30 protein-coding genes are annotated in these 25,535 nt (G+C 58.8%); 18 read left to right on the plus strand and 12 right to left on the minus strand.

From position 1 onward, the window contains the following. Positions 1-143 precede the first annotated feature (143 nt). The 7 genes from ACXADZ_RS01935 to ACXADZ_RS01965 are packed head-to-tail and all read right to left on the minus strand — an operon-like array spanning position 144 to position 4,793. Complete coding sequence (locus tag ACXADZ_RS01935; RefSeq protein ID WP_475192314.1) at positions 144-419, minus strand: hypothetical protein; 276 nt, start codon at positions 417-419, stop codon at positions 144-146. After that, the gene (gene plsY / locus ACXADZ_RS01940) at positions 416-1,021 is read right to left on the minus strand and encodes a glycerol-3-phosphate 1-O-acyltransferase PlsY (protein WP_171183852.1); all 606 of its coding nucleotides are present in this window, start codon (positions 1,019-1,021) and stop codon (positions 416-418) included. Before plsY ends, ACXADZ_RS01935 begins: the two co-directional genes overlap by 4 nt. Further along, a complete protein-coding gene (pyrC, locus tag ACXADZ_RS01945; protein ID WP_475192316.1) occupies positions 1,021-2,301 on the minus strand; it encodes a dihydroorotase in 1,281 nt (426 codons plus the stop codon). The genes plsY and pyrC overlap by 1 nt, the downstream gene beginning before the upstream one ends. Then, positions 2,298-2,684: a hypothetical protein gene (locus ACXADZ_RS01950; protein WP_475192317.1), complete on the minus strand. Its 387-nt coding sequence runs from the start codon at positions 2,682-2,684 to the stop codon at positions 2,298-2,300. The genes pyrC and ACXADZ_RS01950 overlap by 4 nt, the downstream gene beginning before the upstream one ends. Then, complete coding sequence (locus ACXADZ_RS01955) at positions 2,669-3,187, minus strand: hypothetical protein (protein WP_475192319.1); 519 nt, start codon at positions 3,185-3,187, stop codon at positions 2,669-2,671. The genes ACXADZ_RS01950 and ACXADZ_RS01955 overlap by 16 nt, the downstream gene beginning before the upstream one ends. Next, complete coding sequence (locus tag ACXADZ_RS01960) at positions 3,184-4,119, minus strand: aspartate carbamoyltransferase catalytic subunit (RefSeq protein WP_171093790.1); 936 nt, start codon at positions 4,117-4,119, stop codon at positions 3,184-3,186. Before ACXADZ_RS01960 ends, ACXADZ_RS01955 begins: the two co-directional genes overlap by 4 nt. A gap of 59 nt (positions 4,120-4,178) precedes the next feature. After that, complete coding sequence (locus tag ACXADZ_RS01965; RefSeq protein ID WP_171669057.1) at positions 4,179-4,793, minus strand: scavenger receptor class F, member 2; 615 nt, start codon at positions 4,791-4,793, stop codon at positions 4,179-4,181. A gap of 83 nt (positions 4,794-4,876) precedes the next feature. Between ACXADZ_RS01965 and ACXADZ_RS01970 the strand changes: the two genes are divergently transcribed. The 6 genes from ACXADZ_RS01970 (at position 4,877) to ACXADZ_RS01995 (ending at position 12,368) form a co-directional block, all read left to right on the plus strand. Beyond that, a complete protein-coding gene (locus tag ACXADZ_RS01970) occupies positions 4,877-5,644 on the plus strand; it encodes a uracil-DNA glycosylase (protein ID WP_475192320.1) in 768 nt (255 codons plus the stop codon). Beyond that, the gene (locus ACXADZ_RS01975; protein WP_475192322.1) at positions 5,641-6,240 is read left to right on the plus strand and encodes a metallophosphoesterase family protein; all 600 of its coding nucleotides are present in this window, start codon (positions 5,641-5,643) and stop codon (positions 6,238-6,240) included. The genes ACXADZ_RS01970 and ACXADZ_RS01975 overlap by 4 nt, the downstream gene beginning before the upstream one ends. After that, the gene (locus ACXADZ_RS01980; protein WP_475192325.1) at positions 6,237-6,857 is read left to right on the plus strand and encodes a LysE family translocator; all 621 of its coding nucleotides are present in this window, start codon (positions 6,237-6,239) and stop codon (positions 6,855-6,857) included. Before ACXADZ_RS01975 ends, ACXADZ_RS01980 begins: the two co-directional genes overlap by 4 nt. Before the next feature lie 6 nt (positions 6,858-6,863). Then, positions 6,864-7,406, plus strand: a complete 543-nt coding sequence (gene moaB, locus ACXADZ_RS01985) for a molybdenum cofactor biosynthesis protein B (protein WP_475192326.1) — start codon at positions 6,864-6,866, stop codon at positions 7,404-7,406. 106 nt (positions 7,407-7,512) lie between these two features. Further along, positions 7,513-8,961, plus strand: coding sequence for an efflux RND transporter periplasmic adaptor subunit (locus tag ACXADZ_RS01990; protein ID WP_475192328.1), 1,449 nt, complete (start codon positions 7,513-7,515; stop codon positions 8,959-8,961). Positions 8,962-8,966: 5 nt separating this feature from the next. Beyond that, positions 8,967-12,368, plus strand: coding sequence for an efflux RND transporter permease subunit (locus ACXADZ_RS01995; protein WP_475192329.1), 3,402 nt, complete (start codon positions 8,967-8,969; stop codon positions 12,366-12,368). On the opposite strand, the gene ACXADZ_RS02000 is transcribed toward ACXADZ_RS01995, so the two are convergent. Both ACXADZ_RS02000 and ACXADZ_RS02005 read right to left on the minus strand, forming a co-directional pair. Next, entirely contained in the window at positions 12,365-12,784 is a 420-nt protein-coding gene (locus tag ACXADZ_RS02000) for an NUDIX hydrolase (RefSeq protein ID WP_475192331.1), read from the minus strand. The two genes, ACXADZ_RS01995 and ACXADZ_RS02000, sit on opposite strands and share 4 nt — an antisense overlap. Before the next feature lie 4 nt (positions 12,785-12,788). After that, entirely contained in the window at positions 12,789-13,595 is an 807-nt protein-coding gene (locus ACXADZ_RS02005) for a protein-disulfide reductase DsbD domain-containing protein (protein ID WP_475192332.1), read from the minus strand. Between the two features lie 150 nt (positions 13,596-13,745). Here ACXADZ_RS02005 and ACXADZ_RS02010 point away from each other — a divergent pair, with 150 nt between their 5' ends. Further along, positions 13,746-14,300, plus strand: coding sequence for a YqgE/AlgH family protein (locus ACXADZ_RS02010; protein ID WP_171093771.1), 555 nt, complete (start codon positions 13,746-13,748; stop codon positions 14,298-14,300). On the opposite strand, the gene ACXADZ_RS02015 is transcribed toward ACXADZ_RS02010, so the two are convergent. After that, on the minus strand, positions 14,301-15,251 hold the full coding sequence (locus tag ACXADZ_RS02015) for an L-threonylcarbamoyladenylate synthase (RefSeq protein ID WP_475198458.1): 951 nt from the start codon (positions 15,249-15,251) through the stop codon (positions 14,301-14,303). 139 nt (positions 15,252-15,390) lie between these two features. On the opposite strand from ACXADZ_RS02015, the gene ACXADZ_RS02020 reads away from it, so the two are divergent. The 7 genes from ACXADZ_RS02020 (at position 15,391) to ACXADZ_RS02050 (ending at position 21,898) form a co-directional block, all read left to right on the plus strand. Continuing rightward, on the plus strand, positions 15,391-17,094 hold the full coding sequence (locus tag ACXADZ_RS02020) for an acyl-CoA dehydrogenase (RefSeq protein ID WP_475192334.1): 1,704 nt from the start codon (positions 15,391-15,393) through the stop codon (positions 17,092-17,094). Beyond that, a complete protein-coding gene (locus tag ACXADZ_RS02025) occupies positions 17,094-18,140 on the plus strand; it encodes an MBL fold metallo-hydrolase (protein WP_475192335.1) in 1,047 nt (348 codons plus the stop codon). Before ACXADZ_RS02020 ends, ACXADZ_RS02025 begins: the two co-directional genes overlap by 1 nt. A gap of 6 nt (positions 18,141-18,146) precedes the next feature. Further along, on the plus strand, positions 18,147-18,599 hold the full coding sequence (locus ACXADZ_RS02030; RefSeq protein WP_171093764.1) for a DUF6173 family protein: 453 nt from the start codon (positions 18,147-18,149) through the stop codon (positions 18,597-18,599). A 113-nt stretch (positions 18,600-18,712) separates the two neighbouring features. After that, entirely contained in the window at positions 18,713-20,497 is a 1,785-nt protein-coding gene (locus ACXADZ_RS02035; protein WP_475198461.1) for a glycerophosphodiester phosphodiesterase family protein, read from the plus strand. Then, positions 20,484-21,023, plus strand: a complete 540-nt coding sequence (locus ACXADZ_RS02040) for a hypothetical protein (RefSeq protein ID WP_475192339.1) — start codon at positions 20,484-20,486, stop codon at positions 21,021-21,023. The genes ACXADZ_RS02035 and ACXADZ_RS02040 overlap by 14 nt, the downstream gene beginning before the upstream one ends. An 89-nt stretch (positions 21,024-21,112) precedes the next feature. Then, positions 21,113-21,247, plus strand: a complete 135-nt coding sequence (locus tag ACXADZ_RS02045; RefSeq protein ID WP_475192341.1) for an aa3-type cytochrome c oxidase subunit IV — start codon at positions 21,113-21,115, stop codon at positions 21,245-21,247. Between the two features lie 18 nt (positions 21,248-21,265). Continuing rightward, positions 21,266-21,898 (plus strand): hypothetical protein, encoded by a 633-nt coding sequence (locus ACXADZ_RS02050; RefSeq protein ID WP_475192343.1) that lies wholly within the window; start codon positions 21,266-21,268, stop codon positions 21,896-21,898. Here ACXADZ_RS02050 and ACXADZ_RS02055 read toward each other — a convergent pair. Further along, positions 21,887-22,219 carry an AzlD domain-containing protein gene (locus ACXADZ_RS02055; RefSeq protein ID WP_171093759.1) on the minus strand — a complete coding sequence of 111 codons (333 nt, stop codon included), beginning with the start codon at positions 22,217-22,219 and terminating at the stop codon, positions 21,887-21,889. The two genes, ACXADZ_RS02050 and ACXADZ_RS02055, sit on opposite strands and share 12 nt — an antisense overlap. After that, on the minus strand, positions 22,216-22,929 hold the full coding sequence (locus ACXADZ_RS02060) for an AzlC family ABC transporter permease (RefSeq protein WP_475192344.1): 714 nt from the start codon (positions 22,927-22,929) through the stop codon (positions 22,216-22,218). The genes ACXADZ_RS02055 and ACXADZ_RS02060 overlap by 4 nt, the downstream gene beginning before the upstream one ends. Here ACXADZ_RS02060 and ACXADZ_RS02065 point away from each other — a divergent pair. From ACXADZ_RS02065 to mobB, 4 genes are read left to right on the plus strand one after another with little or no spacing between them, the layout of a single operon-like run. After that, a complete protein-coding gene (locus ACXADZ_RS02065) occupies positions 22,928-23,866 on the plus strand; it encodes a formate dehydrogenase accessory sulfurtransferase FdhD (protein WP_475192346.1) in 939 nt (312 codons plus the stop codon). The two genes, ACXADZ_RS02060 and ACXADZ_RS02065, sit on opposite strands and share 2 nt — an antisense overlap. Next, entirely contained in the window at positions 23,863-24,402 is a 540-nt protein-coding gene (locus ACXADZ_RS02070) for a hypothetical protein (protein WP_475192348.1), read from the plus strand. The genes ACXADZ_RS02065 and ACXADZ_RS02070 overlap by 4 nt, the downstream gene beginning before the upstream one ends. Beyond that, positions 24,399-25,043: a molybdenum cofactor guanylyltransferase MobA gene (gene mobA / locus ACXADZ_RS02075; protein ID WP_475192350.1), complete on the plus strand. Its 645-nt coding sequence runs from the start codon at positions 24,399-24,401 to the stop codon at positions 25,041-25,043. Before ACXADZ_RS02070 ends, mobA begins: the two co-directional genes overlap by 4 nt. Further along, on the plus strand, positions 25,040-25,531 hold the full coding sequence (gene mobB / locus ACXADZ_RS02080) for a molybdopterin-guanine dinucleotide biosynthesis protein B (protein WP_475192352.1): 492 nt from the start codon (positions 25,040-25,042) through the stop codon (positions 25,529-25,531). The genes mobA and mobB overlap by 4 nt, the downstream gene beginning before the upstream one ends. The last annotated feature ends 4 nt before the right edge of the window (positions 25,532-25,535 follow it).

Below are 25,535 nucleotides of genomic sequence, written 5' to 3' on the forward strand. Positions count from 1 at the left end.
GTGCAAGCGCAGGCCCCGGTTGTTGTCCTGTGCGGCCCGTAATTGACCGTCACGACAGCGATCTGGGAAGCGGGGTGATCACGTTCAAAGCAATGAATTGTGATTGTGCAGCAGCAAAGATGTCGTGTTCAAAAATGCAGAGCTTAGCAGATTTGGTCAGGCACAAGGCCCAGTACAAAAGTGATGACTTTGCTGGCGGGCATTTCACAGGGCCGCAGCAACGCCCCGCTGTCTCGCGTCTGGTACAGATTCAGGCTGATATAGTCCGCGCCGCCCCGCTCATGGGCGACCAGTTTGTGCGACTTGCCACCAGCCATCCGCTGCCGCACGACAACATAGCTGCGCCCATTCGAAGTGCCGGTAAAGCTGCCTTCCGGCAGCGCCAGAAACGCTGACAAGAACGCGTCGGGTGCCGTCACGGTTTCCCGATTTTCGGTTCTGTCCCGGCCTTGATCCGTGCCACATTCGAGCCATGACGCCAATAGATCAGAAGCGTCAGGATGATCCCCAGAATAAAGGTGGATCCGTTTGTAAGAACCAATACCCAGGTTGTCGACAGTGCCGCCGCAGCCAATGCGCCGACCGACGAAATCCGCCAGATTGCGGCCGCGACCAGCCAGCTCAGGCAGCAGGCCACACCGACGCGCCAGTCCAGCGCCAGCCACAGCCCCAGAAAGGTTGCCACGCCTTTCCCGCCTTGGAAGCCAAGCCAAATCGGGAAGCAATGGCCCACAAATGCCATAAGCGCTGCGATTTGGGCGGCATCTTCGCCCGCATAGGCGCGCGCAACAAGAACGGCCACAGCCCCCTTAGCGGCGTCAAACAGCAACGTCAGGGCTGCAGCGGCCTTGTTTCCAGTGCGCAGAACGTTTGTGGCCCCGATATTGCCCGACCCTATTTCGCGCAGGTTGCCCAGCCCCATGACCTTGGCCAGGATCAACCCAAAGGGGATGGATCCCAACAGGTATCCAATCAAAGCCCACAAGAGTAAATCCTCTGCCGAATTTCCGATAATGGGCATTAAGGTCTCCGGAACACTTCTTGGCCTGCAACATAAGTTGCTAAGACCTTACCTTGCATCCGCTGGCCGTCAAATGGCGTGTTTTGCGATTTGGATTTTAAGGCAAACCGATCAAGCAAAAAGGGCACATCCGGGTCGAAAAGAACCAGATCAGCCGGGGCGTCTTCGGCCAATCGGCCGCTCTTCAGTCCCAACCGTTTTGCGGGGTTGAGCGCCATGGCCCTAAAAAGGGTCGGCAGGTCCAGTTGATCTGCGTGATACAGGCGGAGTGCAGCAGGCAGCAGCGTTTCCAAAGCGACCGCACCCGAGGCCGCCTCTTCAAACGGCAGGCGCTTGCTTTCTTCGTCCTGCGGTGTGTGCATCGAACTGATGGTGTCGATCAGCCCTGTCCGCACAGCCTCGATCACCGCTTGCCGGTCATCCTCGGACCGTAGCGGCGGTTTGACCTTAAAGAAGGTGCGATAGTCGGCCACGTCCAACTCATTCAGGGTCAGATGGTGGATCGATGTGCCGGCAGTGATGTCCAGCCCATTGCGCTTGGCCCGTTCCAGCGCGGGCAGGGCGCGGGCGGTGGTGATCTGATCGGCGTGGTAGGTCGCTCCGGTCATCTCAAGCAGGGCAATATCACGATCCAGACCCATGCGTTCCGCCATCGGCGATACGGCAGGCAGGCCGCGCAACGCTGCGAACTTGCCGCTGGTCGCCGCCGCCCCGGCGCTGAGACCGGGTTCCTGAGGGTGGGCGATCACCAACGCGTCACAGGATTTTGCGTAGGTCAGCGCGCGGGAAAACACCTTGGTATTGGTGATGACATGATCGCAATCGGTAAAGGCCACAGCGCCTGCGTCCTGCAAAAACCCGATCTCGGTCATCTCACGCCCTTCGCGCCCTTTGGTCAGCGCAGCCATCGGCAGCACGTTGACAGGCGCATCCGCCTGCGCGCGCCGGGTCGCGAATTCCAACGTCTCAGGCGTATCCACTGCTGGCAGCGTATCGGGACGGGTGACGATGGTGGTCACACCACCGGCAGCGGCGGCCAGACCTGCAGACTTGTAGCTTTCCTTGTGCCGCTCGCCCGGTTCACACACTTTGACGCCGATATCGACGATACCGGGGGCAAGGCACTTTCCGTTGCAATCGATGATCTGCCCGTCAGAACCCGGCGCGTTTCCTTCCCCTCGGTCAACGATCCGGTCATCGGCCACCTGTAGCCAGCCGATTGTATCCGTCCCGGCCTCCGGGTCGATCAGGCGGGCGTTGGTGAAGAGAACGGTGCTCATGGCATGGCCCTTTCGATGGCGGCTTTGGTTGCGGCAGGGTCGGCTTGATACTTGATCAGGTGCTTGTCACCACTCTTGGTGACGATCTGAACAAAGCTGCCCATGGTGTTGACCGTTTGGATCTGGCTCAAAGGCACCTTGCGCGGGCCAGGGCCGGTTAGGGTGGTGTCCGACATTTCCCAATTGGCGACCAACTCTTCCGAGGCCAGATACCAGGCGCGGATGCCAATGGCGGCCAGACCTGCGGGAGCACCGGTCCAGATGTACGGATTTCCGATCAGCCACAAAACGAGCATGGCACCACCCATGGCGACAGCGGCCAGCCAGGCGTTGGTGCGGATATAGGCCCCTTTATCCGGGGCGAAGATCACAAGATCAGCCATATGACGCCTCCGATGACTAAAAGCGCGGCCAGCGCCAGAACAGCTGACCCGACGCGGCGGGGGTGGTCATCCGTAGGAGCGGCTTGCGGTGCCGAAAAAGGCTTGGCGCTTTCGGTTTCAATGACCCCACCGGTCCAGTTCGTGGCCTCTTCCGTGAACAGACCGATCAGGCGCAAACGAGGATCAGGTTTCAACGTCGCCGGGCGTCCTTGAAACGCAGCGCTGCGCAAGACTATAACCCAGCCGTCTATCGCGGCCAGAGCGTCCTGATCCAACTGATCTGAGGACACGCCGCAACCTTCGGTCAGATAGCCATACAGCCCAAGGTCTTCGAGGTCGGACACCGGGAAGATATCGATCTGCTCAGGATCCAACCCATCGACCCCAAGTACTTGGTCGGCAGCGCCGGGCTCGCGCAGAAACTTCGCCTCTTCCGGGCGCATGTCCAGCGTAAACAGGCGCAAGACGCCGCGTTCGTGGGGGGCGACGGTCAGATCGCTCATGCGGCCTCGCGCAGGTTGCGGGCCAGCAGATCCATCGCGGCCATACGAACTGCGACGCCCATTTCCACCTGTTCCTGAATGACGGACCGGTTGATGTCATCGGCCAGCGTGCCGTCGATCTCAACCCCTCGGTTCATCGGGCCGGGGTGCATGACAATAGCATCAGGCTTGGCCTGAGCCAGCTTTGCGGCATCCAGCCCATAGCGGTGATAGTATTCGCGTTCCGAGGGGATGAACCCGCCATCCATCCGCTCTTTCTGAAGGCGCAGCATCATGACAACGTCAACGTCTTTCAACCCCTCGTTCATGTCGTCATAAATCTCGGCCCCGAACTCGGCAAACTGGCTGGGCACCAGTGTCGGCGGGCCAATCAGGCGAATACGGTTTTCCATTTTGCCCAACAGGATCAGGTTTGATCGCGCGACGCGGGAATGGGCCACGTCGCCGCAAATCGCGATGTTCAGCCTGTGCAGGCGTCCCTTGGCACGTCGGATCGTCAAGGCGTCCAACAGGGCCTGCGTAGGGTGTTCGTGTTTGCCGTCGCCCGCATTCAGAACGGCGCAATTGACCTTTTGCGCCAGCAAGTCGACCGCGCCGGAATGCGGATGCCGGACCACCAGCAGATCCGGGTGCATTGCGTTCAATGTCATCGCAGTGTCGATCAGGGTTTCACCTTTTTTGATCGAACTGGCCTGCATTGCCATGTTCATCACATCTGCACCCAGACGCTTGCCCGCCAGTTCGAAACTGGCTTGCGTGCGGGTCGAGTTTTCAAAGAACATGTTGATCTGGGTCAGCCCCGACAGCACGTCTGAATGCTTGGTCGACTGGCGGTTCATGTCGACATAGGTCTCGGCCAGATCCAGAATTTCGGTGATATCGGATTGCGACAGATGCTCGATGCCAAGAAGGTGACGATGGGCGAAACGCATGGGCGGGCTCCTGTCTGACAATCGGGCCGCTTATAGAAAGCTGGGCGGCGCAAGGCAACCTAAGGTTCGGTACCCTCTGGCAGTTTTTCGCAGCCGCCCTCGGGCAGGCATTGTTCACCCGGCTTGCACCATTTGCCATAACCGCAGTCGATGGCCTTGATCGGCACGCAGCCCTGATGGGCCGAGCATTTGAAGCCAGGGCGGCATTGCGAACCGGTTTCTTCGCACAAGAACCACCCAGGGCGGGAACAGCCCCCGCCGGGCAGGCAGGAGGAGCCACGCGCGCAGGTGCGCCCGTCGTCGCACGTGGTGGGCGGCGTTGTGTCCAGGTCGGGTGTGATCCGTTCGCATTCGCCACGCCCGTTGCAAAAACTGTCGCCCGGGCAATCCAGGCGAGACGTGCATTTGTTCAGGCCCGCGGGTGCACATCTGGTTCCACCGGCCACGCAACGTTCGAACGGGCCGCAGGTGCGACCGCCACCACAATAGGTGCCGCCCAGCGGAATACAGTGGCCATCAAAGCTGCATCTTTGCCCGCCCGAACAGCAGGTGCTGCCACATTTGAACTGACCCGCACGGCACTGCCCATGTGTGTCGTGAAACGTCGCCAAAGCCGGATCGCCGGTAAGGGCCAGCACAAGACCAAGCAGGAGGAATCGCAGAATTCTGAGCATCGCGCCCTGATGGTCGGCGCGACAGAGCGACCGATCAAGCCCTATTCGCTTTCCCTCAGCGTTTAGGCAGGTAAATTATCCGTATGGAATCGGGCTTGGACTATTACTCTGCACGGGCGCTGCTGGAATGGCAGATCGAACTGGGCGCGACCGAGGCAATCGGGGATGCGCCGGTTGATCGGTATGCGTTGCCGGATACGTCGCCCAAGCCCAAGAAGGCAGAAGCGGCCTCCGCTCCTCAGACGAAACCTAAACAGGCTGACCCGGTTGCCGTAGCGCAGGCTGCAGCGCAGGGGGCAGGGTCTCTGGACCAATTGCGCGCGGCGATGGAGGCTTTTGATCATTGCGAGCTAAAGCGCGGGGCACGACAGTTGGTTTTTGCCGACGGCATCCCCGGCGCAAAGGTGATGATCATCGGCGAAGCCCCCGGCCGCGACGAAGATCGTGAAGGCAAGCCCTTTGTCGGTCGCGCCGGTCAGTTGCTGGACCGGATGCTGGCGGCAATTGATCTGGATCGCCGCGAAAACGTGTATATCACCAACGTACTACCATGGCGGCCTCCGCAGAACCGCGATCCCAAGCCCGAAGAAATCGGGATGATGAAACCTTTCCTTGAGCGTCACGTTGCGTTGGCCAAGCCCGAAGTTCTGGTGGTGATGGGCAATATCAGCTGTCAGGCAGTGCTGGGAAAACGGGGTATCACTCGTTTACGCGGCAATTGGGATCAGGCGATGGATTTGCCGGTGATCCCGATGTTCCACCCGGCCTATCTGTTGCGTCAGCCGCAGATGAAACGGCAGGCTTGGGCTGATCTGCTGGAATTGAAAGCGCGGCTGCGAGGCGCAACATGAAGGTTCTGGCCTTTTCCGATTTGCATATGGCGCGCAATCGCGCCGCGGATCTGGTAGCGGCCAGTGTTGACGCGGATTTGGTCATTGGCGCGGGTGATTATTGCAACATGCGTCAGGGTCTGGATGAGGCGATGCAAATGCTTGCGGGCATTTCTGCCCCGCTGGTGTTGATTCCAGGAAATGCAGAAAGCGCAGAAGAACTGGGCGATGCCGCGCCGGAAGGTGTTCATGTTTTGCACGGGTCCGGTATGACACTCGACGGGCTTCGCCTGTTTGGTCTTGGTTATGGCGTGCCGGCCACGCCGTTTGGCGAGTGGTCCTGCGACCTGACCGAAGGTGCTGCGACCGAGATGCTCGACCGGTGCGATGCGGCTGACGTCCTGATCGTGCATTCTCCGCCCAAAGGCTATGGGGATCAGACGTCGCAAGGTCTGTCGGTTGGGTCGACGGCAGTGCGCGATGCCATAGAGCGGCTTCAGCCAGGTTATACGGTCTTTGGACATGTGCACGAAAGTTGGGGCTATCGCGGAACGCTGGGCCGTACGCAATTGGCCAATCTGGGGCCAAAGCCGAATTGGTTTGAGGTAGAGCCATGATCGACACCATCACTTTTCTGGCTTTCATTCCGGCTGCCTTGGCGCTGAACTTCACACCGGGTGCGGATATGATGTTTTGCTTTGGTCAGGGGTTGCGCTCCGGCCCACGGCCTGCGGTGTCGGCCAGTGCCGGTGTGGCGGTCGGGTTGATGATCCATGTTCTGTTGGCCGGTCTGGGTCTTGGGGCCGCAGTCGCGGCGATGCCGTGGCTGTTCGACGTGATCCGCTGGATGGGCGTTACATATCTGCTCTATCTGGCCTGGGGCGCGATCCGTAACGGTGCGATCACCGAAGATGCGCCGGTCCGTCCAACGCATCTGGCATTTCGGGATGGGATGCTGGTCAACTTGACCAACCCCAAGGTCATCCTGTTTGTGCTGGCTTTCATCCCGCAGTTTGTGAACCCCGCCACGGGCTCTGTTCTGCTTCAGTTTCTAACCTTTGGTGTTATCATCGCAGTCGGAGCGTTTGTGGTAAACGGGCTGGTGGGCATATTCGCGGGCGGCGCGGGTCGGGTGCTGGTCGGCAACCCGCGCGCCTCTCGTATTATTGGCTGGGTTACAGGCGGTATTTTTGCCGCGCTTGCCATCCGGCTTGCGATTTTGGAAAGGGCCTGACGCAAGATGTCACGCATTGACGAAAACAAAGAGTTCATCCCAGTCAAAATTGCCGTCCTGACCGTGTCGGATACACGGTCGATGGACGAAGATCGCTCGGGTCAGACTCTGGTGGACCGGATCGAAAAAGCGGGCCACGTGGTGGCTGATCGCAAGATTATTAGGGACGAACGTGATCAGATTGCCGATCAACTGCGTGCCTGGGTGGAGGATGATCAGATTGACGTTGTGATCTCGACCGGAGGCACCGGTTTGACCGGGCGCGACGTGACCGTCGAGGCGCATCGCGACGTCTATGAGAAAGAGATCGACGCGTTCGGTACTGTGTTCACAATCATCTCGATGGAGAAAATCGGCACCTCGGCGGTGCAGTCCCGTGCAACGGGTGGGGTTGCCGGTGGTACGTATCTTTTCGCACTGCCCGGCAGCCCGGGCGCCTGCAAGGATGCGTGGGACGGGATACTCGAAAAACAGTTCGATTATAGGCATCGCCCCTGCAATTTTGTGGAAATAATGCCCAGATTGGACGAACACCTGCGACGGAAGTAGACTGGTCATACGTTCAAATCCGTGTAACCGCTTTGTGGCTTGGCATAATTCGTGATCCAGCTACATGTTGGGGACGGCAGCGTGGTGCAACCGGGGTAACTGACTGATGCGATTTTTGCGGCAAAGTCTTGTCGGTATTTTTCTGGCGTTTCTGACGCTGGCTTTGCTGTTTGTTGCCGCGCAGATAATTGTAAGCGCGGTGCAAGACGTTTTGACCCGGGAAGACGCTGCACCGCCTTCGCGTGAAAGAGTCTTTGCGGTTGCGGTGCGTCAGGCCGAGGCAGAAACCGTCACCCCCTATCTTGAGGCATTCGGAGAGGTTCAAAGCCGCCGCAGGCTGGAATTGCGTGCGGCGTTGGGCGGGCGCGTGGTTGCGCTGGCTGAAGACTTTGAGGATGGTGGCACAGTCTCGGCGGGTGAGGTGCTGGTTGAACTGGACCCGGCGGATGCGCAATCAGCACTGGATCGGGCCAAATCCGATCTTTTGGATGCCCAGTTTGAAGAACGTGATGCCGAACGGTCGTTACTACTGGCGCAGGACGAGTTGAAATCAGCCGAGGCGCAGGCGGACCTGCGTGAACGGGCGTTGCAACGTCAGCGTGACTTGCAATCCCGTGGGGTTGGTGCCGCGGCTAGCGTAGAAGAGGCTGAACTGGCTGCAACCTCGGCGCAGCAAGCGGTTCTGGCCCGCCGCATCGCGCTGGCGCAGGCAGAATCCCGTGTTGATCAGGCCATGACTTTGCAGTCCCGTGCGGTGATCGCATTGGAAGCGGCAGAGCGTGACCTAGAAGACATGACGGTGCGGGCTGGGTTTGGCGGCACGCTGACCGACGTGACACTGGTAGAAGGACGGCTGGTGTCGGCCAACGAAAAGCTAGCAGAATTGGTTGATCCCAACGCCCTTGAAGTGGCGTTCCGGGTCTCAACGGCGCAGTATGTCCGCCTGTTGGATGAAAACGACAGACTGATCAACGCCCCGGTTACTGTGTCGCTGGAAGTCACCGGCGCTGATCTGACTGCTGCGGGTCAGATCAGTCGCGACAGCGGTTCCGCCGGAGAAGGCCAGACCGGGCGGTTGATCTATGCTCGTCTGCAAGAGGCGTCAGGTTTCAAGCCCGGCGATTTTGTGACGGTTTCGGTTCAAGAACAACCAGTCGCAAATGTATACCGATTACCTTCTTCCGTGCTTGATGCGTCGGGTACGGTTCTGGTTCTGGGCGCGGACGACCGCCTGGAAAGTCTTCCGGTGCAGTTGGTTCGCAGGCAAGGGGATGAGGTCCTGTTGCGTGGCGACGGGCTTGAGGGGCGCGAAGTTGTCATCGGGCGTACGCCTCTGCTGGGCTCCGGCGTGCGGGTGCGACCGTTGCGTGTTGAGGCCGGTGCAGACCCGGACATGGTTGAGTTAAGCCCTTCGAAACGGGCCGCGCTTGTGGCGCAAATCGAGGCCAGCCAGACAATGCCGCAGGACGAGAAATCGCAGCTTCTGGGCCAATTGCAGGAAGCGCGCGTGCCGGCCGCTCTGATACGTCGTCTTGAAACCAAGGCCGGAGGCTGAGCGCCATGATGCGCGAGATACCCGGCGCAGCGGGCGGCATTCTCAGTTACTTCACCCGCCATCGGACCGTTGCCAATCTTCTGTTGCTGGTCATGCTGGTTTTGGGTGCGGCGGCCATTCCCAACATGCGAGCACAGTTCTTTCCCGACGTGGTCTTGGAGCGTGTCGATGTCAGCGTCACCTGGGACGGTGCTGGGCCGGAGGACATGGATGCGGGCATTGTCCAGCTTCTAGAACCTGCGTTGCTGGCAGTGGAAGGCGTAACCAGTACCGAGGCCAGTTCGCACCCTGGCTGGACACGAATACGGCTTGAGTTTGAGCCAAACTGGGACATGTCCCGCGCAATTGAGGACGTTCGAACCGCAGTAGATGGTGTCTCGGACCTGCCTGAAGACGCTGAAGAACCCAAAATCCAGCGCGGCGTTTGGCGTGATCGGGTGACGGATCTTATCATCAGCGGCCCATCAGACACGGCGCAACTGGCCAAACTGACCGATGAACTGATCAACCGCCTGTTCGCTGCCGGTGTCACCCGCACCAGTATCAGGGGTATTGCCGCACCGCAGATTATTGTCGAAGTGTCAACGGCGCAGTTGATCGCAAACGACATCACAATGGCCGAAATCGCGTCGGCTATCGGGGCCGAAGTTAATACGGACCCTGCGGGTGCAGTGGAAGGTGCAGGTGCGCGCATTCGGGCCGGAACCGAAAAGCGAAGACCTGAGCAGATCGAAGCCATTGCACTACGAACCAACGACGATGGGTCGAAGCTGCGGGTTGGCGACATAGCTCGCGTTAGGGTCGAAGGAGTAACGCGCGACCGCAGCTATTTTGTCGGTGATCACCCTGCCATGTCGATCCGGGTTGACCGGTCAAACCAGGGCGATGCCATCGAAATCCAGCACACGGTTGAAGATGTCGCCCGCGAGATGCAGGCAAGTGTGCCCGAAGGCGTAAAGATCGAGTTGATCCGTACCCGGGCCCAGGCCATCACAGACCGGCTGAACATCCTTGTCGACAATGGGTTGATGGGTTTGGGCCTTGTGGTCTGCCTGTTGTTCCTTTTCCTGAATGCCCGCATCGCTTTCTGGGTTGCGGCGGGTATTCCTGTGGCCATGTCGGCTGCCATTGCGCTGATGTATTTAGGTGGGTTGTCGCTGAACATGGTCTCATTGTTTGGCCTGATCATAACCCTTGGTATCGTGGTGGATGACGCCATTGTGGTGGGCGAACACGCCGATTTCCGCGCCCGTCGTCTGGGCGAGCCGCCTATGGTGGCCGCTGAACGCGCAGCCCGACGCATGGCGATGCCGGTTCTGGCAGCGACCGTCACGACGGTGATTGCGTTCTTTGGTCTGACCCTTGTAGGTGGTCGCTTCGGCGAGTTGATACGCGATATTCCGTTCACGGTGATTGCGGTTCTGATCGCGTCGCTGGTTGAGTGCTTTCTTATTCTGCCCAACCATATGGCGCACGCGATTGCGCATTCTGCCAAGGAACACTGGTACGATCTACCGAACCGTGTTGTGAACCGGGGCTTCCGCTGGGTGCGGGACCACCTGTTCCGTCCGTTGATCGCCTGGGTGATCTGGGCGCGATACGTTGTTGTGGCTTTGATGATCGCTATTCTGGCCAGTCAGGTTGCCCTGTTCATCCGTGGCGATGTGAACTGGCGATTCTTCAACGCGCCTGAACGCAGCTCCGTCAGTGGCGGGTTCATCATGCGCGAAGGTTCGACCCGGTCGGATACGCTGGAAATGATGCGCATTGTACAGGACGCCACCGACGAGCTGGGTCAGATTTATGAAGAACGTTATGGCCAGAATCCGATCGAATTTGTTCTGGCCGAGGTCGGGGGCACCGCGGGCCGTGGTCTGGCGGCGGCAGACGGCAAAGACGGCAGCGTGCTGGGTGGGATTTCGATCGAATTGATTGATGCCGACCTGCGGCCCTATTCCAGTTTTGAATTTGTGGGCGAATTGCAGGACTTCGTGCCACGGCACCCGAATGTCGAGGTGTTGACTTTCCGGGGCTGGCGGTCCGGCCCCGGCGGAGATGCCATTGATGTGCAATTTTATGGATCGGACGTGAATGTTCTGAAGGCGGCCTCAGAGGACCTGCAGACCGCGTTGTCGAAATTCCCCGAAGTCTCGGCGCTAGAAGACACTCTGGCCTATGACAAGGAAGAGTTCATTCTGGACCTGACGGCACAGGGGCAAGCTTTGGGCTTTCGGATCGAAACGCTGGGCCGCGCGTTGCGCAACCGCCTTAACGGGATCGAGGCCGCCACCTTCCCCGATGGCCCGCGTAGCACCGAAATTAGGGTTGAATTGCCTGAGGGCGAGTTGACGGCAGACTTCCTTGAACGCACCCTTATGCGTTCGCCTAATGGGGTTTATGTTCCGCTGGCCGACATCGTTTCCGTCGAACGAAAAACCGGGTTTTCCGTCGTCCGGCGCGAAAACGGACTGAGGGTGGTTTCAGTTACAGGAGATATTTCCGAAGACGACCCTGCGCGAGCGGCTGAAATAGAACGCATGATGCAGGACGAGATACTACCCAACATCGCCGCAGAACGTCAGGTTGAATGGCGTATGTCGGGTCTGAGTGAGCAAGAAAACGAATTCCTGGCCGAAGCGCGCACCGGGTTGATCCTGTGTCTGACCGGGATCTACCTTGTGCTGGCCTGGGTGTTTGCAAGCTGGTCGAGGCCGTTGGTGGTTATGGCGATTATCCCCTTTGGCCTCGTTGGGGCGATCTGGGGGCATTACATCTGGGATGTTCCGCTCAGTATGTTCACGGTGGTCGGATTGCTGGGAATGACCGGGATCATTATCAACGACTCGATTGTGCTTGTGACCACGATAGATGGGTATCAGCAGGATCGCGGTCTGGTGCCATCGATTGTCGAGGGCACGGCCGACAGGCTGAGACCCGTTATGTTGACCACACTGACAACGGTTCTTGGGCTTGCACCGCTGCTCTACGAGGGCTCGCAACAGGCGCAATTCCTGAAACCGACCGTGATCACCTTGGTCTATGGACTTGGGTTTGGGATGCTTCTGGTGCTGATCCTCGTGCCTGCCCTGCTGGCGATCCTCAACGATGTTGCACGCCCGATGACCGCCATGCGCCGCGCGTTTCGCGCGCCAGACCGGGTGGTTCGGGGCGCTTTGATGGCGACAGGAGCCGCTTTGGCGGTTTGGTTTTTTCTGACGATGATCTGGCCAACAGTTACCGGTGCGCCGATAGGTATTTTCCAGGGCCTTTATGCTGACGCAGACGGTATCCCGGTTTTGCAGATGGGGCTGGGCGCGTTCCTTGCCGGAGCCCTGCCTATTCTGGTGCTGAGCATGGTACTGTCTGCGTTGTTCTATGGTCGGTTCACCCGTTCAGCGGGAACTTAACCTTCACGCAGAGCGAATTCCATCAGATCGGCAACCCGCGCGCTCATCGGCAGGTCGCCTTCGCGTATTTGTTCGATCGGAAACCAACGTGCATCCAGTGCGTCGTCGCCAGCTTCGGGCGCGCCAGAGAGATACGTGCAGGCGACACCGACCAGAAGGTAGTGGGACAGGACTTGCCCATTGGGGTCGTGCCGCAGAAGATCCAGATTCTTGAGATAGTGTGACGGCTCTGCAATCACCGAGGTTTCCTCACGCAGTTCGCGCTGTGCTGCTTGCAGAACGGTCTCGCCCCATTCCACATGCCCGCCCGGAAAGCCCCACAACCCGGCATCTGGTTGTTTGCTGCGCTGTACCAGAAGCACCTGATCCTGACGCAGAACAACCGCCAAAGCGCCGATTTTTGGAGTTTGGATCACAAGGTCAGCCCGCGCTGCAACCCAGAATGTCGACCGCGTGATTGGCGCCCAGAACGGTGATCCGGATTTCAGATCGGTCCAGCGCGAAAGGTGCACCAGACGCGTTGATGATTTCAGCCTGCGCCACTAGCGTATTGCCCTCGCGTTGCGAGACCGGTTGCGATGCCCAGAGAACCGGGTTTCCGGGCTCGATCACGGCGACTTCGCGGCCCCCCGCAGATGGCATCGTCACCCGAGCTTCGATTTGAATTCCGTCTTGAGTTGGCGTGAGAGTACACGTGGCCTTGCTGACACGGGCTTCCTGCGCCGAGTAGGGACGTTGCGCCAGAGCCGCAGCAATGGCTGGGTTGCGGCCTGCTTCTGAGTCCAGTGTGTGGTCAAAGCCCAAACGTTCCGGGATACACACGTCTTTGCAAACACCCAGATCCATCTCACCTTGCAGGCGTACGGGTTTGGCAGGGTTTCGCGGTGTAATTTCAATCGGCAAGATCAACTGGTTTTCATATCCGATCGACTGCAAACCATTTTGGTCAAAAATCTCGGGCGCGGGCCAGGTGATGTCCACATGCCCAACGTTGCTTGAGCGTTTCCAGTCGAACTGGGGCGGGATGCCAGCATCACCGGGCGCCCGCCAATAGGTTTTCCAGCCGTCTTTGAGGGTTAACCTCAAGGCGCTCAGATACGTGCCGTTTGCGGTTCGACCGCCGTCCAGAACATCCAGTTTCACCACACCGTCCAAACTCTGTGCAGTGGCAGCAGAGGACAGGGTCAGGCAAGCAAACGCAAGGGCGGCTGTGGATTTGATCGACATCTTCATCCCTCATACATGCGCGGGCTGGGGCCGGATTCCAAGTCACGATCCGGTCACTGCAATGAAATCTGTCGAATTACCCGTTGTTCTCTTGCAAACACAGGGGTGGCGGGGCCATTGTTGACAGAGTTGAGAAAGAGATGACGTCCCATGGATCTGACCGGAAAACTGTTGATTGCGATGCCCGGTATGGGCGACCCGCGATTCGAACATTCGGTGGTTTACATGTGCAGCCACGGCGATGACGGCGCCATGGGGCTGATCATCAACAAACCCTCGGACCTGCGCATCAAGACCTTGCTGGGCCAATTGAACATTGCGTGCCGTATTCCGGTTGTTGGCGAACGGCTGGTTCATTTTGGCGGCCCTGTCGAGATGTCGCGCGGCTTTGTTCTGCACAGCGCGGACTATGAGGCCAACTTGCATTCGATGCAGATCTCGGAAGAGTTCAGCATGACCGCGACGCTGGATGTGCTGGAAGACCTTGCCTCTGGCGTCGGGCCGCTGAATTCGATGTTGGCACTGGGTTATTCCGGCTGGGGTCCAGGTCAGCTTGAAGATGAAATCGCGATGAATGGCTGGCTGACCACTGAAGCCGCTTCGAAGCTGGTCTTCGACGTGCCGGATGATGAAAAATGGGAGGCTGCGCTGGCAACCTTGGGCGTGGATCCTTTGACGTTGTCCGCCAGCGCCGGCCGCGCCTGATCAACTGTCGCGTGGCGCTGCCGCGCGTCGCAGCCGGTCGTTGATAGCTGCGCCCAATCCACTATCAGGGATCGTAGAAACGGCGATTGGTCGGCCAGTCTTGTTCAATTCATGCAAGCAGGCAAAAAGGTTTGCGGCGGCCTCAGTCAGGTTGCCGTCCACGGACAGGTTCAAATCACAATCTACTGGGCCAAAGCCCAGCAAGACCTCGTCCCCCTGGCGCGATTCCGCATTCAGGCGGACTGGCGCGTCCGGCGCGTAATGTGATTGCAACTGTCCCGGAGCGGTGAGCAGATCACCGGATTGATGCAGGTGCAGATGTACCCCCAGTTCCTGTTCGATCTGTTCCAGCGCGACGCCGCCGGGTCGTAGTAATGTGGGCTGTCCGGTCAGGCCGACGATTGTGGATTCCACGCCAACGCCGCACGGCCCGGCGTCCAGAATTGCGGCGATCCTGCCGCCCAGACCCGACCACACGTGATCTGCTGTTGTGGGGCTGATCTGCCCTGACGGGTTTGCCGAAGGCGCCGCAATCGGCCCGTCGAATGCTGTCAACAAGGCGCGCGCGGTGGGATGCGCAGGCACCCGAACCGCCAGCGTGTCCAAACCGGCCGTCACAAGCGAGGATATTCCGTGCCCCCCGCGCAGCGGTAAAACCAGAGTAAGTGGACCGGGCCAGAAGGCGCGCGCCAGTTGTTCGGCCTGATCGGACCATTGCACAAACCTTTGCGCCGCGCTGACCGAGGCGACATGGGCGATCAGCGGGTTGAAGCTGGGCCGCCCCTTGGCTTCGTAAATCGACGCGACGGCCTCTCCGTTTCGGGCGTCTCCGCCTAGCCCATAAACCGTTTCGGTGGGCAGGGCGACAAGAAGGCCTTGACGCAACAAATCTGCCGCCCGCGCGATGCCGTCGGGATCAGCCGTCAGTTCCTGAGTGCCGGATGAGATCATATCTGGTGACGCCGCGTTTTGGTTGCCTGAAACATGAGGAACAGTAGGTAATCGATCAAGACCCATACGCTTACCGGCGCTTGTCCCTGATTCCAAGCCCGTCGACGTATTCTGATCCTCTAGACGTTCGAGAGTTGTCATGCCCTATCGCGCCCCAATCTCAGACTATCAGTTTCTGCTGCACCATGTGGTCGGGTTCGACCAGATCGCTGCGACCGAAAAGTTCGCCGAGGCCAGCATCGATGTCGTGAACGCAATCCTGACCGAAGCCGGAAAGATGTGTGAAGAGGTTATGGCCCCGTTGCAGCGCACTGGTGATCTGGATCCTGCGCGTCTTGAAAACGGCGTGGTCAAAAGCCCCGAGGGATTTGCAGCGGGCTGGAAGGCGATTGCCGAGGGGGGGTGGATTGGAATGAGCGGTGATCCCGAACACGGTGGAATGGGCTTGCCGATAACCATCGCAACAGCCGTAAACGAAATGATGAGCGCAGCGTGCCTGTCCTTGCAGGTCGCGCCGTTGATGAGCCAGGGCCAGATCGAGGCGTTGGAACATCACGCCAGTGAAGACCTCAAGGCCCTTTATTTGCCCAAATTGATGTCGGGTGAGTGGTCGGGAACAATGAACCTGACCGAACCACAGGCTGGTTCGGATGTGGGCGCATTGACCACCAAGGCTGAGCCGAACAGTGATGGGACGTATGCGATCACAGGGCAAAAGATTTACATCTCGTGGGGTGACAACGACTTTGCCGGGAATATCTGCCACCTGGTGCTGGCTCGTTTGCCGGATGGTGTGCCCGGCACAAAAGGAATATCCCTGTTCTTGGTGCCAAAACACCTGCCGGATACAAACGGGAACCCTGGCGTAGCCAATGACCTGCATGTGGTATCTCTGGAGCACAAAATGGGCCTGCACGGCTCACCTACCTGTGTGATGCAGTATGATGGAGCCAAAGGCTGGCTTGTTGGACAAGAGCACGGTGGCATGGCCGCAATGTTTACCATGATGAACAACGCGCGTCTGGGCGTGGGCGGACAGGGCGTCGGCGTTGCGGAAGGCGCTTATCAACATGCGCTGGCTTATGCGCAGGATCGCAAGCAGGGCAAAACGCCGTCAGGTGCAATCATCGACCATGCGGATGTGCGTCGCATGCTGATGGACATGCGGGCTGATGTTTTCGCGGCGCGTGCCATTTTGGTGTCCAATGCTGCCGCGATAGACATGGCCGAGGCCACCGGAGACGCAGACTGGGTTGCGCGCGCGGCCCTGTTGACGCCGATTGGCAAAGCGTTTGGAACGCAAACAGGCATACGCGTGGCCGAAACCGGTGTTCAGGTGCATGGCGGCATGGGGTATATCGAAGAAACCGGGGCCGCGCAGTTCTATCGCGATGTCCGGGTGACTGCGATTTACGAAGGTACAAACGGAATTCAGGCGATGGATCTTGTCGCACGCAAGATGATGGATGGGGGCGAGGCAGCGTCGAACCTTCTGGACGAGATTGAGGATCAGGCCGAGCGCGCCCGCGCCACTATGCCCGATTTGGCGGGTCCGGTCTGGGAGGCCACTGAAACACTGCGCGAGGCGACCGAATGGCTTGTGGCGCAGGACAATATGAACGACCGCTTTGCAGGTGCGGCGGCGTATTTGCAGGCTTTTGCCCGCGTGCTGGGCGGGCATTACCACCTGACCGCAGCTCTGGCTGACCCTGATGGACCACGGGCCAAGTTGGCGCGATACTATATCAACGCTTTGCTTCCCGAACATTCTGGTCTTTTGGCCCGTGTTCAGGGTGGGGCGGATGATCTTTTTGCGCTGAGCGTGGACGAGTTGGCAGCCTGATGGACGGGGATCGCGTGTTGGGAATCAGATATCCGTGGGCTGAACCGCCCGCGACAGGTGAAGCCATCCAGATCGCCGACGGGGTTCTTTGGATGCGCCTGCCGCTGCCAATGGCTCTGGATCACGTCAATATCTATGCTCTGGACGATGGTGATGGCTGGACGGTAATTGACACCGGCCTGTCCTCGAACAAGACGCGGCGCATCTGGCAGACTTTGATGGACGGCCCTTTGGCGGGCAAACCGATAAAACGTGTGGTTGTCACGCATCATCACCCCGATCACGTGGGCAATGCAGGTTGGTTTCAGTCGGAACACGGGGCTGAGCTGGTGACCAGCAGAACCTCATGGTTGTTTGCGCGGATGCTGACGTTGGATGTGCAAGAGACATGGCCGCAGGAGACGCTTGATTTCTATCGCAGTGCTGGCATGTCACCCGAAGTGCTGAACGCAAGAATGCAGGATCGTCCATTCAATTTTGCCGACACGGTCTACCCCATGCCCTTGGGCTTTACCCGTGTAAAGCAGGGCGACGTGATCCGCATGGGCGGACGGGACTGGGATGTTCACATGGGCAATGGCCACGCCCCGGAACACGCCACTTTCTGGAGCCGCGATGACAATCTGGTTCTTAGTGGCGATCAGATCCTCAGCTCGATCAGCCCCAATCTGGGTGTCTATGCAACCGAGCCCATGGCCGACCCGGTTTCGGCCTGGATGGAGGCGTGCGAGCGACTTCAAGCACTGGCCCGGCCTGATCATCTTGTTCTGGGGGGTCACAAACTCCCCTTTACCGGTCTGCCTTTGCGCATGAAACAACTGATCGACAACCACCACAGCGCGTTGGAGCGTTTGCTGGACCATCTGGACGAACCGAAATCCGCCGCCGATTGTTTTCTGCCGCTATTCAAACGCACAATCCGCGAAGGTGAATATGGGCTCGCGCTGGTCGAGGCGGTTGCACATATGAATCATCTCTACCACATTGACGCTGTGACCCGAACGCAGCGTGCGGACGGGGCTTGGCTGTATCAGCGCAAAGGGTAGAAAAGAATGCAGGACCAGATTGAAACCTCGGCCGAGGCCGCCGAAGCCGCCGCCTTGCCGCGCTGCCATGAGGTTCACGCCGATCCAAAAGCCGAGTCCGGCACTAAAACCCTTCCTGAGCCTTTGAACAAGCCGGTGGAAAACAAAAGCCCCGCGCAATGGGCTTATGAACGACTGATCATGTATATCCAGAACTTTGAAAAAACACTGGATGGCGACCACGAGGTCGCAATGGGCTTTACCGGTGGGGATGCTGGTGTGATGCGGATCGAAGGTATGGGATATTTCGACCCCGATATGATCACGTTCTATGGCTCGGACGGGGCAGGGGCTCGCACGCAATTGGTGCAGCACGTCAGCCAGTTGAACGTAATGCTGCGTGCGTTGCCCAAATCGGTCGAAGATAAGCCCGCAAACCGCATCGGTTTCCGTCTGGCTGCTGATCTGGAAGACAGCTGACTTGCAATTCACGCTTGCGCGCCTTTGAATGAGTGCATCATTTCGGAGGCCGCCGCGTGAGCAGATTTTTTCAAGCCGTTTCACATGCCTATGCCGGGGCCTGGGCCCGGCGTATGGTCTTTGTCCCGATCTATATTGCTGTGCGTCTGCTGCTGGTGGCGTTGATCGCGCCAGGTGTCGCGGTGGCGGTCAACTTGGCGGTTTCGCTGTCGGATCAGACGGCGCTGACGGATCAGGACATTGCAATGTTCCTGTTGTCTCCGGCAGGGTTTATCGCGGGTATCGCGGTTCTCAGCCTGTTTTTGCTGGCCGAAGTCTTTGTGTTCTCGGTCATGGCCGGGTCTTTGCGCATGGGCGAAAGCGACCCTTGGCGCGCGGGCAGCGCGGCGCTGGCGCTGAACCTGTCCCGCTTTCCGGCGCTGTTTGGGTTTGCGGTTCGGTTTATTTTGCGCGTGCTGCTGCTTGCCCTGCCATTTGTGGCCGCCGCGGGGCTGATCGCGTGGTGGACGCTGACGGAATATGACATCAACTACTACCTGACTTTCCATCCGCCCGCCTTTCAGGTGGCGGTGGTCCTGATTGGATTGGTGGTTCTGGCGCTGGCTTGGGTTTTGATCCGACGTCTATCCGGTTGGGCACTGGCCCTGCATCTGGTGCTGTTTGAAGATGCGTCACCTCGAGTGGCTTTCTCGCAAAGCGAGCAGAGGATGGAAGGCCAGCGTGGGCGATTAAAGATCGAACTTGCCCTGTGGCTGGCGACGCGGCTTGTCATTGCGGCTTTGATCGCAGGGGTGGCCAGCCTTTTGTTTGCGCTGGTGCCGATACAGGAAGGCGGCAGCCTAAGGCTTGCGCTGATCTTCAGTCTCATCATCGCAGGGCTTTGGTCTTTGGCGGGGTTGGTTCTGGCGGCGACTGCGTTGGGCGCACTTGCCGTTTTGCTGGATGGTTTTTTTGACTCAGAGGCCAAGGAAGTTGCTCACCCTGAACCCAGGAAAATCCGCGCGCCCGTATTTTTAACCGTCGCAGCGGCGCTGGCCGCATTGGGTATTGGCCTTTGGTTCGGGCAGGGCCTGCTGGAACGTGTGCAGGCTCCGGATCACGCCGAGGTGATCGGCCACCGGGGTGCAGCGGCAATTCGGCCTGAAAACACCATGGCTGCGGTGTTGAAGGCGATCGAGGATGGCGCGGATTGGGTCGAGATTGACGTGCAGGAAACGGCCGATGATGTGGTCATCGTGGCCCATGACAGCGATTTCATGAAGCTGGCAGGCGTCAACCTGAAGGTCTGGGACGCCACTATGGAGGACGTGGCAGGCATTGATATTGGCAGCTGGTTCGGGCCGGAATATGCCTCGGAACGCACGCCGACCCTGCGCGAGGTTTTGGAAGCGGCCAAGGGCAAGTCCAAGGTCCTGATTGAGCTGAAATACTATGGTCACGATGTCGATCTGGAAAATCGGGTGATCAATCTGGTGGAAGAACTGGGGATGCAGGACGACATTGCCACCATGTCCCTGAAGTATCCGGCGGTGCAAAAGATGAAAAAGTTGCGCCCCGACTGGCGGTCCGGCGTGTTGGCGGCCACTGCCGTTGGGGACCTGTCGGGCCTGGAAGGCGAATTCGTCGCGGTCAATGCAGGGATGGTGACACCGGGTTTGATCCGCAAGGTGCAGGATGCGGGCAAGGATATTTACGTCTGGACGGTGAATGATCCGTTGCAGATGTCCAAAATGGCCTCGATGGGTGTGGACGGGCTAATCACCGACCGCCCCGCAATGGCCAACGAGGTTCTGCGTGTGCGTGCTGAAATGGGGCCAGGTGAGCGGCTGTTGCTGTGGCTGGCAACAACGTTTGGATTGCAGGTCGATACCGAGGCAATGCGTGATGAAAGCCCTTAATTTAACACTGTTCGTATCATTGCTGCCGCTGCCTGCCTTGTCTCAGGATCTGATGCGCAGTTTTGAGTTGCCGTCGCACCGTGCCCTTGTGGACCAAAGCCTAAGCGCCGAGTTGACCGCGTTTGAAACCGACGGCTGTTCGGGCGGACTGTCGGCCAGTTGGCGCTGGGTCGCCAAGCAGTTCCCCCAAGTCGGCGAGCTGTATGAAGAGCACCCGCCATGGGAATATTGTTGCTTGACCCATGACCAAGCCTACCACAACGCGGGCGGCGCGGCGACGGCAGAGGAAAGCTATGATGCGCGTCTTGCAGCGGATGACGCCTTGCATGCTTGTGTGGTGGAGCATGGAAAACGCTATGCTGAAGATTACGCCGACCGATACGACATGACGCCCAAGCAGATTCGCGACGTGCACGCGATTACAGCGGATGCGATGTATGGTGCCGTGCGATTTGGCGGTGGGCCATGCAGTGGCCTGCCGTGGCGGTGGGGGTTTGGGTATCCGGGGTGTTCGATCCTCAGGTAAGCACACCCTGCGCGCGAATGACGTGGTGACAGGCGTTTGGTTTTCTATTATCCAACAGATCAAACACGCGAACTGGGATTCTGAGACTCATGGCTGAACACAAGCACGGCGAAATGGACATCACCGTCCAAACCAAAACTTTCAACGGTTTCATCAAAGCCACCACATGGTGCGTGGTTGCGATTGCCCTTTTGTGCCTGTTCCTGGCGGTTTTCGCCTCCTAAGCATTTCGGGTGGCAACGTTGTTCAGGGTTTTGATCGCCTGCCTTCTGGCAGCAACTGTGGCTGGCTGCGCAAGCTCGAATCGCCCGCAGGCGGATCGGGCGGAAATCGTTGCGCGATCCTACAGCGCACAGGGTCCATCGACGCTGACACTGTACACGATGATCAACACACGCACTGGTTCAGGTGCGCATACATCCTTGATGATTTCGGGCAGCGAACGGGTGATCTTTGATCCAGCCGGTTCGTTTCGTGCGGACGTGGTTCCGATAAAGGACGACGTTCTTTATGGCATTACCCCGGCGGTCGAGCGCGCCTACCGCAGTTCGCACGCGCGCGAGACACATTATGCCCGCATTCAGACAATTCAGGTGACCCCGCAGCAGGCTGAAATTGCCCTGCAACTGGCCAAACAATCCGGCCCGGTTGCCGGGGCGTTTTGTACCAATTCAACCGCGCAACTGTTGAAGCAGGTGCCTGGGTTCGAGCAAATTGACGTAACCTTCTACCCGGTCAAACTGTCCGAGCAATTTGCACAACTGCCGGCCGTAACGACCGAAGAATATCGCGAAAACGATGATGCCGACCTGCAAAAAGGTCTGGCCGCCAATAACGCGCGCCTCAATCAGTTGGACGCTGCTTTATCCCAATAGATACAGCAACCCATACAGCGTGGCGGCCCCCGAAAAGATGGCCGCCAGAACGTTTTTGCTGATCACCCCCACAACCAATGCAACGGCTGCCGCTGACATGCGGGGCAGGTCCGGTTGCCCTTCGGTGGCCGAGGGCCAAACGACCAAAGGCGCTATCAGGGCGGGAAGAATGGCGACGGCCGTATAGCGCAGGTGACGCAGTAGCCAGGGCGGCATCGGGCGATCGCCCACAAGCCCGATAAAGGTAAAGCGCAGTGCGTAACTGCCCACCGCCAGGCCCACAATAATGATCCACATGGTGGTCGGGTCGATCTGGGTCATGACGGCGACCTCCGTTCCAGCATCAGTTCGGCTTGTGCACCGGCCATCATCCCGGCCATCCCGGCAATCAACAGACCCAGATTGTACGGCACACCCACTGTCAGCAGCGCGACAACTATGGCGACAAGGGCCGCAATCACATGCGCCAGGGTGCGCATCATTGGCCCGACCATGGCCAGAAAAGTAATCGGAAGAGCAAAATCCAGCGCCCAACTTTCCGGGAATTGCGCGCCAAGGACAGCGCCGATTATGGTCGCCAAGACCCAAAGCGGCGTGATCGGTGTAACCGAGCCGAAAAAATATGCAATGCGCTGGGGGATTGTCAGGTCAGGCTCTTTCTCGAACCGCACAATCGAACAGGCATAAGACTGATCAACGATCAGATAGGCGGCACAGGCGCGCTGCCACAGGGGGGCCGCACCCAGATAGGGCGTGAGTGACGCGGAATACATCGCGACCCTCAGGTTCACGGCCAGCGCCGAGATCAACACGATTATTGTTGGGGTTTGATCCTGTAAAAGTTGCAGCGCCGTGAACTGGGCGGCTCCGGCAAAAACGGTCGCCGAAAAGGCGATGGTTTGAACAATGTCCAACCCGGCTTCGGTCGCGAAAACGCCGAACAACAGACCAAAGGGGACGGCGACAAAGACAAAGGGTGTCCCGTCCCGAAAACCTTTCCAGAAGTACGACTTGGATGTGGCAGTGGCCATGGCTAAATCCTATGGTGACGCATGCAGCAGTAACTGTCTTGAGAAGGGGTTGCAATTGGCCACGGAATTCGACCTGTCAGACTATCTTATAGCGCCCGATCCCGGCGCCGCTCGCCTGACCCGTGCGGTTGAGGGTGTGGACCAGAACGGCGAGGTCAGCCAGATCTCGGTGGTCGAGGAACGCCCGTTGACGATCTTCCTCAATTCTCAGGAAATCGTGACGGCGATGACGATTGGTGACTATCCCGAATATCTGGCGCTGGGCTTCCTGCGCAATCAGGGGATGCTGCTTGCGGATGATCAGATTACCCGTGTGGAGTATGACGACGATCTTGAGACCGTTGTTGTGCGAACAGCGCGCGAGACATCATACGAAGACAAGCTGAAGAAAAAGACCCGGACCAGCGGCTGCGCCGTCGGAACGGTGTTTGGCGACATGATGGAGGGGCTTGAGGACGTGCAGTTACCGCAGGTTCAGGTGCGGACCTCATGGCTCTACGATCTCGCCTCAAAAATCAACCGCACCCCGTCGCTGTATCTTGAGGCGGGGGCAATCCATGGCACGGTCCTATGTAAGGAAAACCGCCCGCTGGTCTATATGGAGGATGTGGGCCGCCACAACGCCGTCGACAAGATCGCGGGTTGGATGCTGTCCGAAGGTGAAGGTGCGGCGGACAAGATCCTTTACACCACAGGTCGCTTGACATCCGAGATGGTGATCAAAACGGCTATGATGGGTATCCCGGTTTTGGCGTCGCGCTCAGGCTTCACCGCTTGGGGCGTCGAGATCGCGCGTGAGGTTGGGCTGACCCTGATTGGCCGGATGCGCGGACAGCGCTTTGTCTGCCTGTCGGGCGAGGACCGCCTGCTGCGCGACGTGGATCCGTCAACCGTTGCGGTCGAAGACAAGAAGCATCGTCGGAAGAGTGCGGGATGAGCGCGATGTATTTCTTTCTCTTGATCCCACCGTTTGTGATTTCTATCGGGTTGCTTTGGCTGATGCTCCGCGCCCATCGTCGCTATGAACTCTTTAAAAAAACGCTGGTCGATGGCATGGGAGTGCTTGATGAAGACACGCTCAGTGTTTTGGGCTGGAAAAGCCGCAGGTTCGTAAGTGGCTGGGAAACCCTTGCCGTATGGATGCCTGGATGGCAGTCCGTTGGGCTAGACTACCAACTGCAACAGCAAGACCTTCAGCGCCTAGCGATACGAGGGTTGCCAAAAGCAATTGCCCACACACCAACAGTTGAACTATCAGCGCGGAGGTATCGCTTGGGGTTCTGGTGCTTTGTAGCTCCTGGAACGTTCATAGTTCTAACTTTTGGATCGGTGCACGTTGCGCAATGGCTTGACGCTTCTTTGTCAATTTCACCAAGTGTTTCTTATTTGGTTCTTTTGGTTTTCTTTCTCGTTTCTGTTCTTTCGCCTCTGACCAAGTTCAAAAGATGGCCTGACATCGAGGACCAATCATGACCAAACCCCTCGGCATTATCCTCGCAGGTGGACAGGCGACCCGGATGGGCGGCGGTGACAAGGGCCTGTTGCAGATCAATGGGCAAAGCTTGCTCTCACATGTGATTGACCGTTTGTCCCCACAGGTCAGTGGGCTGGCTCTGAACGCCAACGGCGACGCCGAGCGGTTTTCCGACCTGAACCTGCCTGTGCTTCCTGACACAATCGAAGGGTTTGCGGGGCCTTTGGCCGGGGTTTTGGCCGGGCTCGACTGGGCGGCAGAGCAAGGCGCGGACAGCATTGTGACCGCTGCTGCTGACACGCCGTTCTTCCCACGCGATTTAGTGGTGCGGCTGCAAGATGCAGCAGCGGGGCAGGCGCACCCTCTGGTTCTGGCCACAACCCCGCGCACCGGGGACGAGGCGCTGAAATCCGGCGGTGGCAAGCGGGTTAACCGGCATCCAACCTTTGGCCTCTGGCCTGTCGCGCTGCGCGACGATCTGCGGGTGGCGCTGACGGACGGGCTGCGCAAGGTGGTGCTGTGGACCGATAAACATGATGGGCGAGAGGCTTTGTTCGACGCCGACCCGTTTGACCCGTTCTTCAACGTCAACACGCCGGCAGATCTGGATCGCGCCCGAACATTGTTGGAGCAGGCATGAGGGTCTTTGGCGTCACCGGCTGGAAGAATGCTGGCAAAACCGGACTGATGGAACGGCTGGTGGCCGAGATCACAGGCCGGGGCGTTACTGTGTCGACTGTCAAACATGCGCATCACAGTGTCGATGTGGATCAACTCGGCACCGACAGTCACCGCCACCGCATGGCAGGGGCCAGTGAAGTTCTGCTTGCCTCAGGTCAGCGCATTGCCGTGATGCAAGAGCTGCGCGGCACGCCAGAGCCCCCTTTGGCCGATCTTTTGGCCCGGCTTTCACCGGTTGATCTGGTGCTGATTGAAGGTTTCAAGCGCGAAGACCATCCAAAAGTTGAAGCTTTCCGCGCTGAGGCGGGCCATGCGCTGATGGCCCCAAAGAACAAGACTATTCGGGCCGTGGCCAGCGACACTCCGCTAGATCTGGACCGCCCGGTTTTCGACTTGAACGACACTGCCGGGATCGCCGACTTCATCCTCAAAGAGGTCGGTTTGTGAGTTT

This window comes from Ruegeria sp. ABM4_193 (assembly GCF_056158705.1).

Bases quoted from the DNA above. Each gene is read 5' to 3' on its own strand.
- mobB (WP_475192352.1), top strand. From the start codon at position 25,040: ATGAGGGTCTTTGGCGTCACCGGCTGGAAGAATGCTGGCAAAACCGGA.
- ACXADZ_RS01990 (WP_475192328.1), top strand. From the start codon at position 7,513: ATGCGATTTTTGCGGCAAAGTCTTGTCGGTATTTTTCTGGCGTTTCTG.
- ACXADZ_RS02065 (WP_475192346.1), top strand. From the start codon at position 22,928: ATGGCTAAATCCTATGGTGACGCATGCAGCAGTAACTGTCTTGAGAAG.
- ACXADZ_RS02060 (WP_475192344.1), bottom strand. From the start codon at position 22,929: ATGGCCACTGCCACATCCAAGTCGTACTTCTGGAAAGGTTTTCGGGAC.
- ACXADZ_RS01975 (WP_475192322.1), top strand. From the start codon at position 5,641: ATGAAGGTTCTGGCCTTTTCCGATTTGCATATGGCGCGCAATCGCGCC.
- ACXADZ_RS02010 (WP_171093771.1), top strand. From the start codon at position 13,746: ATGGATCTGACCGGAAAACTGTTGATTGCGATGCCCGGTATGGGCGAC.
- ACXADZ_RS02015 (WP_475198458.1), bottom strand. From the start codon at position 15,251: ATGATCTCATCCGGCACTCAGGAACTGACGGCTGATCCCGACGGCATC.
- ACXADZ_RS01955 (WP_475192319.1), bottom strand. From the start codon at position 3,187: ATGAGCGATCTGACCGTCGCCCCCCACGAACGCGGCGTCTTGCGCCTG.
- ACXADZ_RS02045 (WP_475192341.1), top strand. From the start codon at position 21,113: ATGGCTGAACACAAGCACGGCGAAATGGACATCACCGTCCAAACCAAA.
- ACXADZ_RS02020 (WP_475192334.1), top strand. From the start codon at position 15,391: ATGCCCTATCGCGCCCCAATCTCAGACTATCAGTTTCTGCTGCACCAT.
- ACXADZ_RS02040 (WP_475192339.1), top strand. From the start codon at position 20,484: ATGAAAGCCCTTAATTTAACACTGTTCGTATCATTGCTGCCGCTGCCT.
- ACXADZ_RS02055 (WP_171093759.1), bottom strand. From the start codon at position 22,219: ATGACCCAGATCGACCCGACCACCATGTGGATCATTATTGTGGGCCTG.
- ACXADZ_RS02035 (WP_475198461.1), top strand. From the start codon at position 18,713: ATGGTCTTTGTCCCGATCTATATTGCTGTGCGTCTGCTGCTGGTGGCG.
- ACXADZ_RS02005 (WP_475192332.1), bottom strand. From the start codon at position 13,595: ATGTCGATCAAATCCACAGCCGCCCTTGCGTTTGCTTGCCTGACCCTG.
- moaB (WP_475192326.1), top strand. From the start codon at position 6,864: ATGTCACGCATTGACGAAAACAAAGAGTTCATCCCAGTCAAAATTGCC.
- mobA (WP_475192350.1), top strand. From the start codon at position 24,399: ATGACCAAACCCCTCGGCATTATCCTCGCAGGTGGACAGGCGACCCGG.
- ACXADZ_RS02070 (WP_475192348.1), top strand. From the start codon at position 23,863: ATGAGCGCGATGTATTTCTTTCTCTTGATCCCACCGTTTGTGATTTCT.
- ACXADZ_RS01995 (WP_475192329.1), top strand. From the start codon at position 8,967: ATGATGCGCGAGATACCCGGCGCAGCGGGCGGCATTCTCAGTTACTTC.
- ACXADZ_RS02025 (WP_475192335.1), top strand. From the start codon at position 17,094: ATGGACGGGGATCGCGTGTTGGGAATCAGATATCCGTGGGCTGAACCG.
- ACXADZ_RS02030 (WP_171093764.1), top strand. From the start codon at position 18,147: ATGCAGGACCAGATTGAAACCTCGGCCGAGGCCGCCGAAGCCGCCGCC.
- pyrC (WP_475192316.1), bottom strand. From the start codon at position 2,301: ATGAGCACCGTTCTCTTCACCAACGCCCGCCTGATCGACCCGGAGGCC.
- ACXADZ_RS01960 (WP_171093790.1), bottom strand. From the start codon at position 4,119: ATGCGTTTCGCCCATCGTCACCTTCTTGGCATCGAGCATCTGTCGCAA.
- ACXADZ_RS01965 (WP_171669057.1), bottom strand. From the start codon at position 4,793: ATGCTCAGAATTCTGCGATTCCTCCTGCTTGGTCTTGTGCTGGCCCTT.
- ACXADZ_RS01950 (WP_475192317.1), bottom strand. From the start codon at position 2,684: ATGGCTGATCTTGTGATCTTCGCCCCGGATAAAGGGGCCTATATCCGC.
- plsY (WP_171183852.1), bottom strand. From the start codon at position 1,021: ATGCCCATTATCGGAAATTCGGCAGAGGATTTACTCTTGTGGGCTTTG.
- ACXADZ_RS01970 (WP_475192320.1), top strand. From the start codon at position 4,877: ATGGAATCGGGCTTGGACTATTACTCTGCACGGGCGCTGCTGGAATGG.
- ACXADZ_RS01980 (WP_475192325.1), top strand. From the start codon at position 6,237: ATGATCGACACCATCACTTTTCTGGCTTTCATTCCGGCTGCCTTGGCG.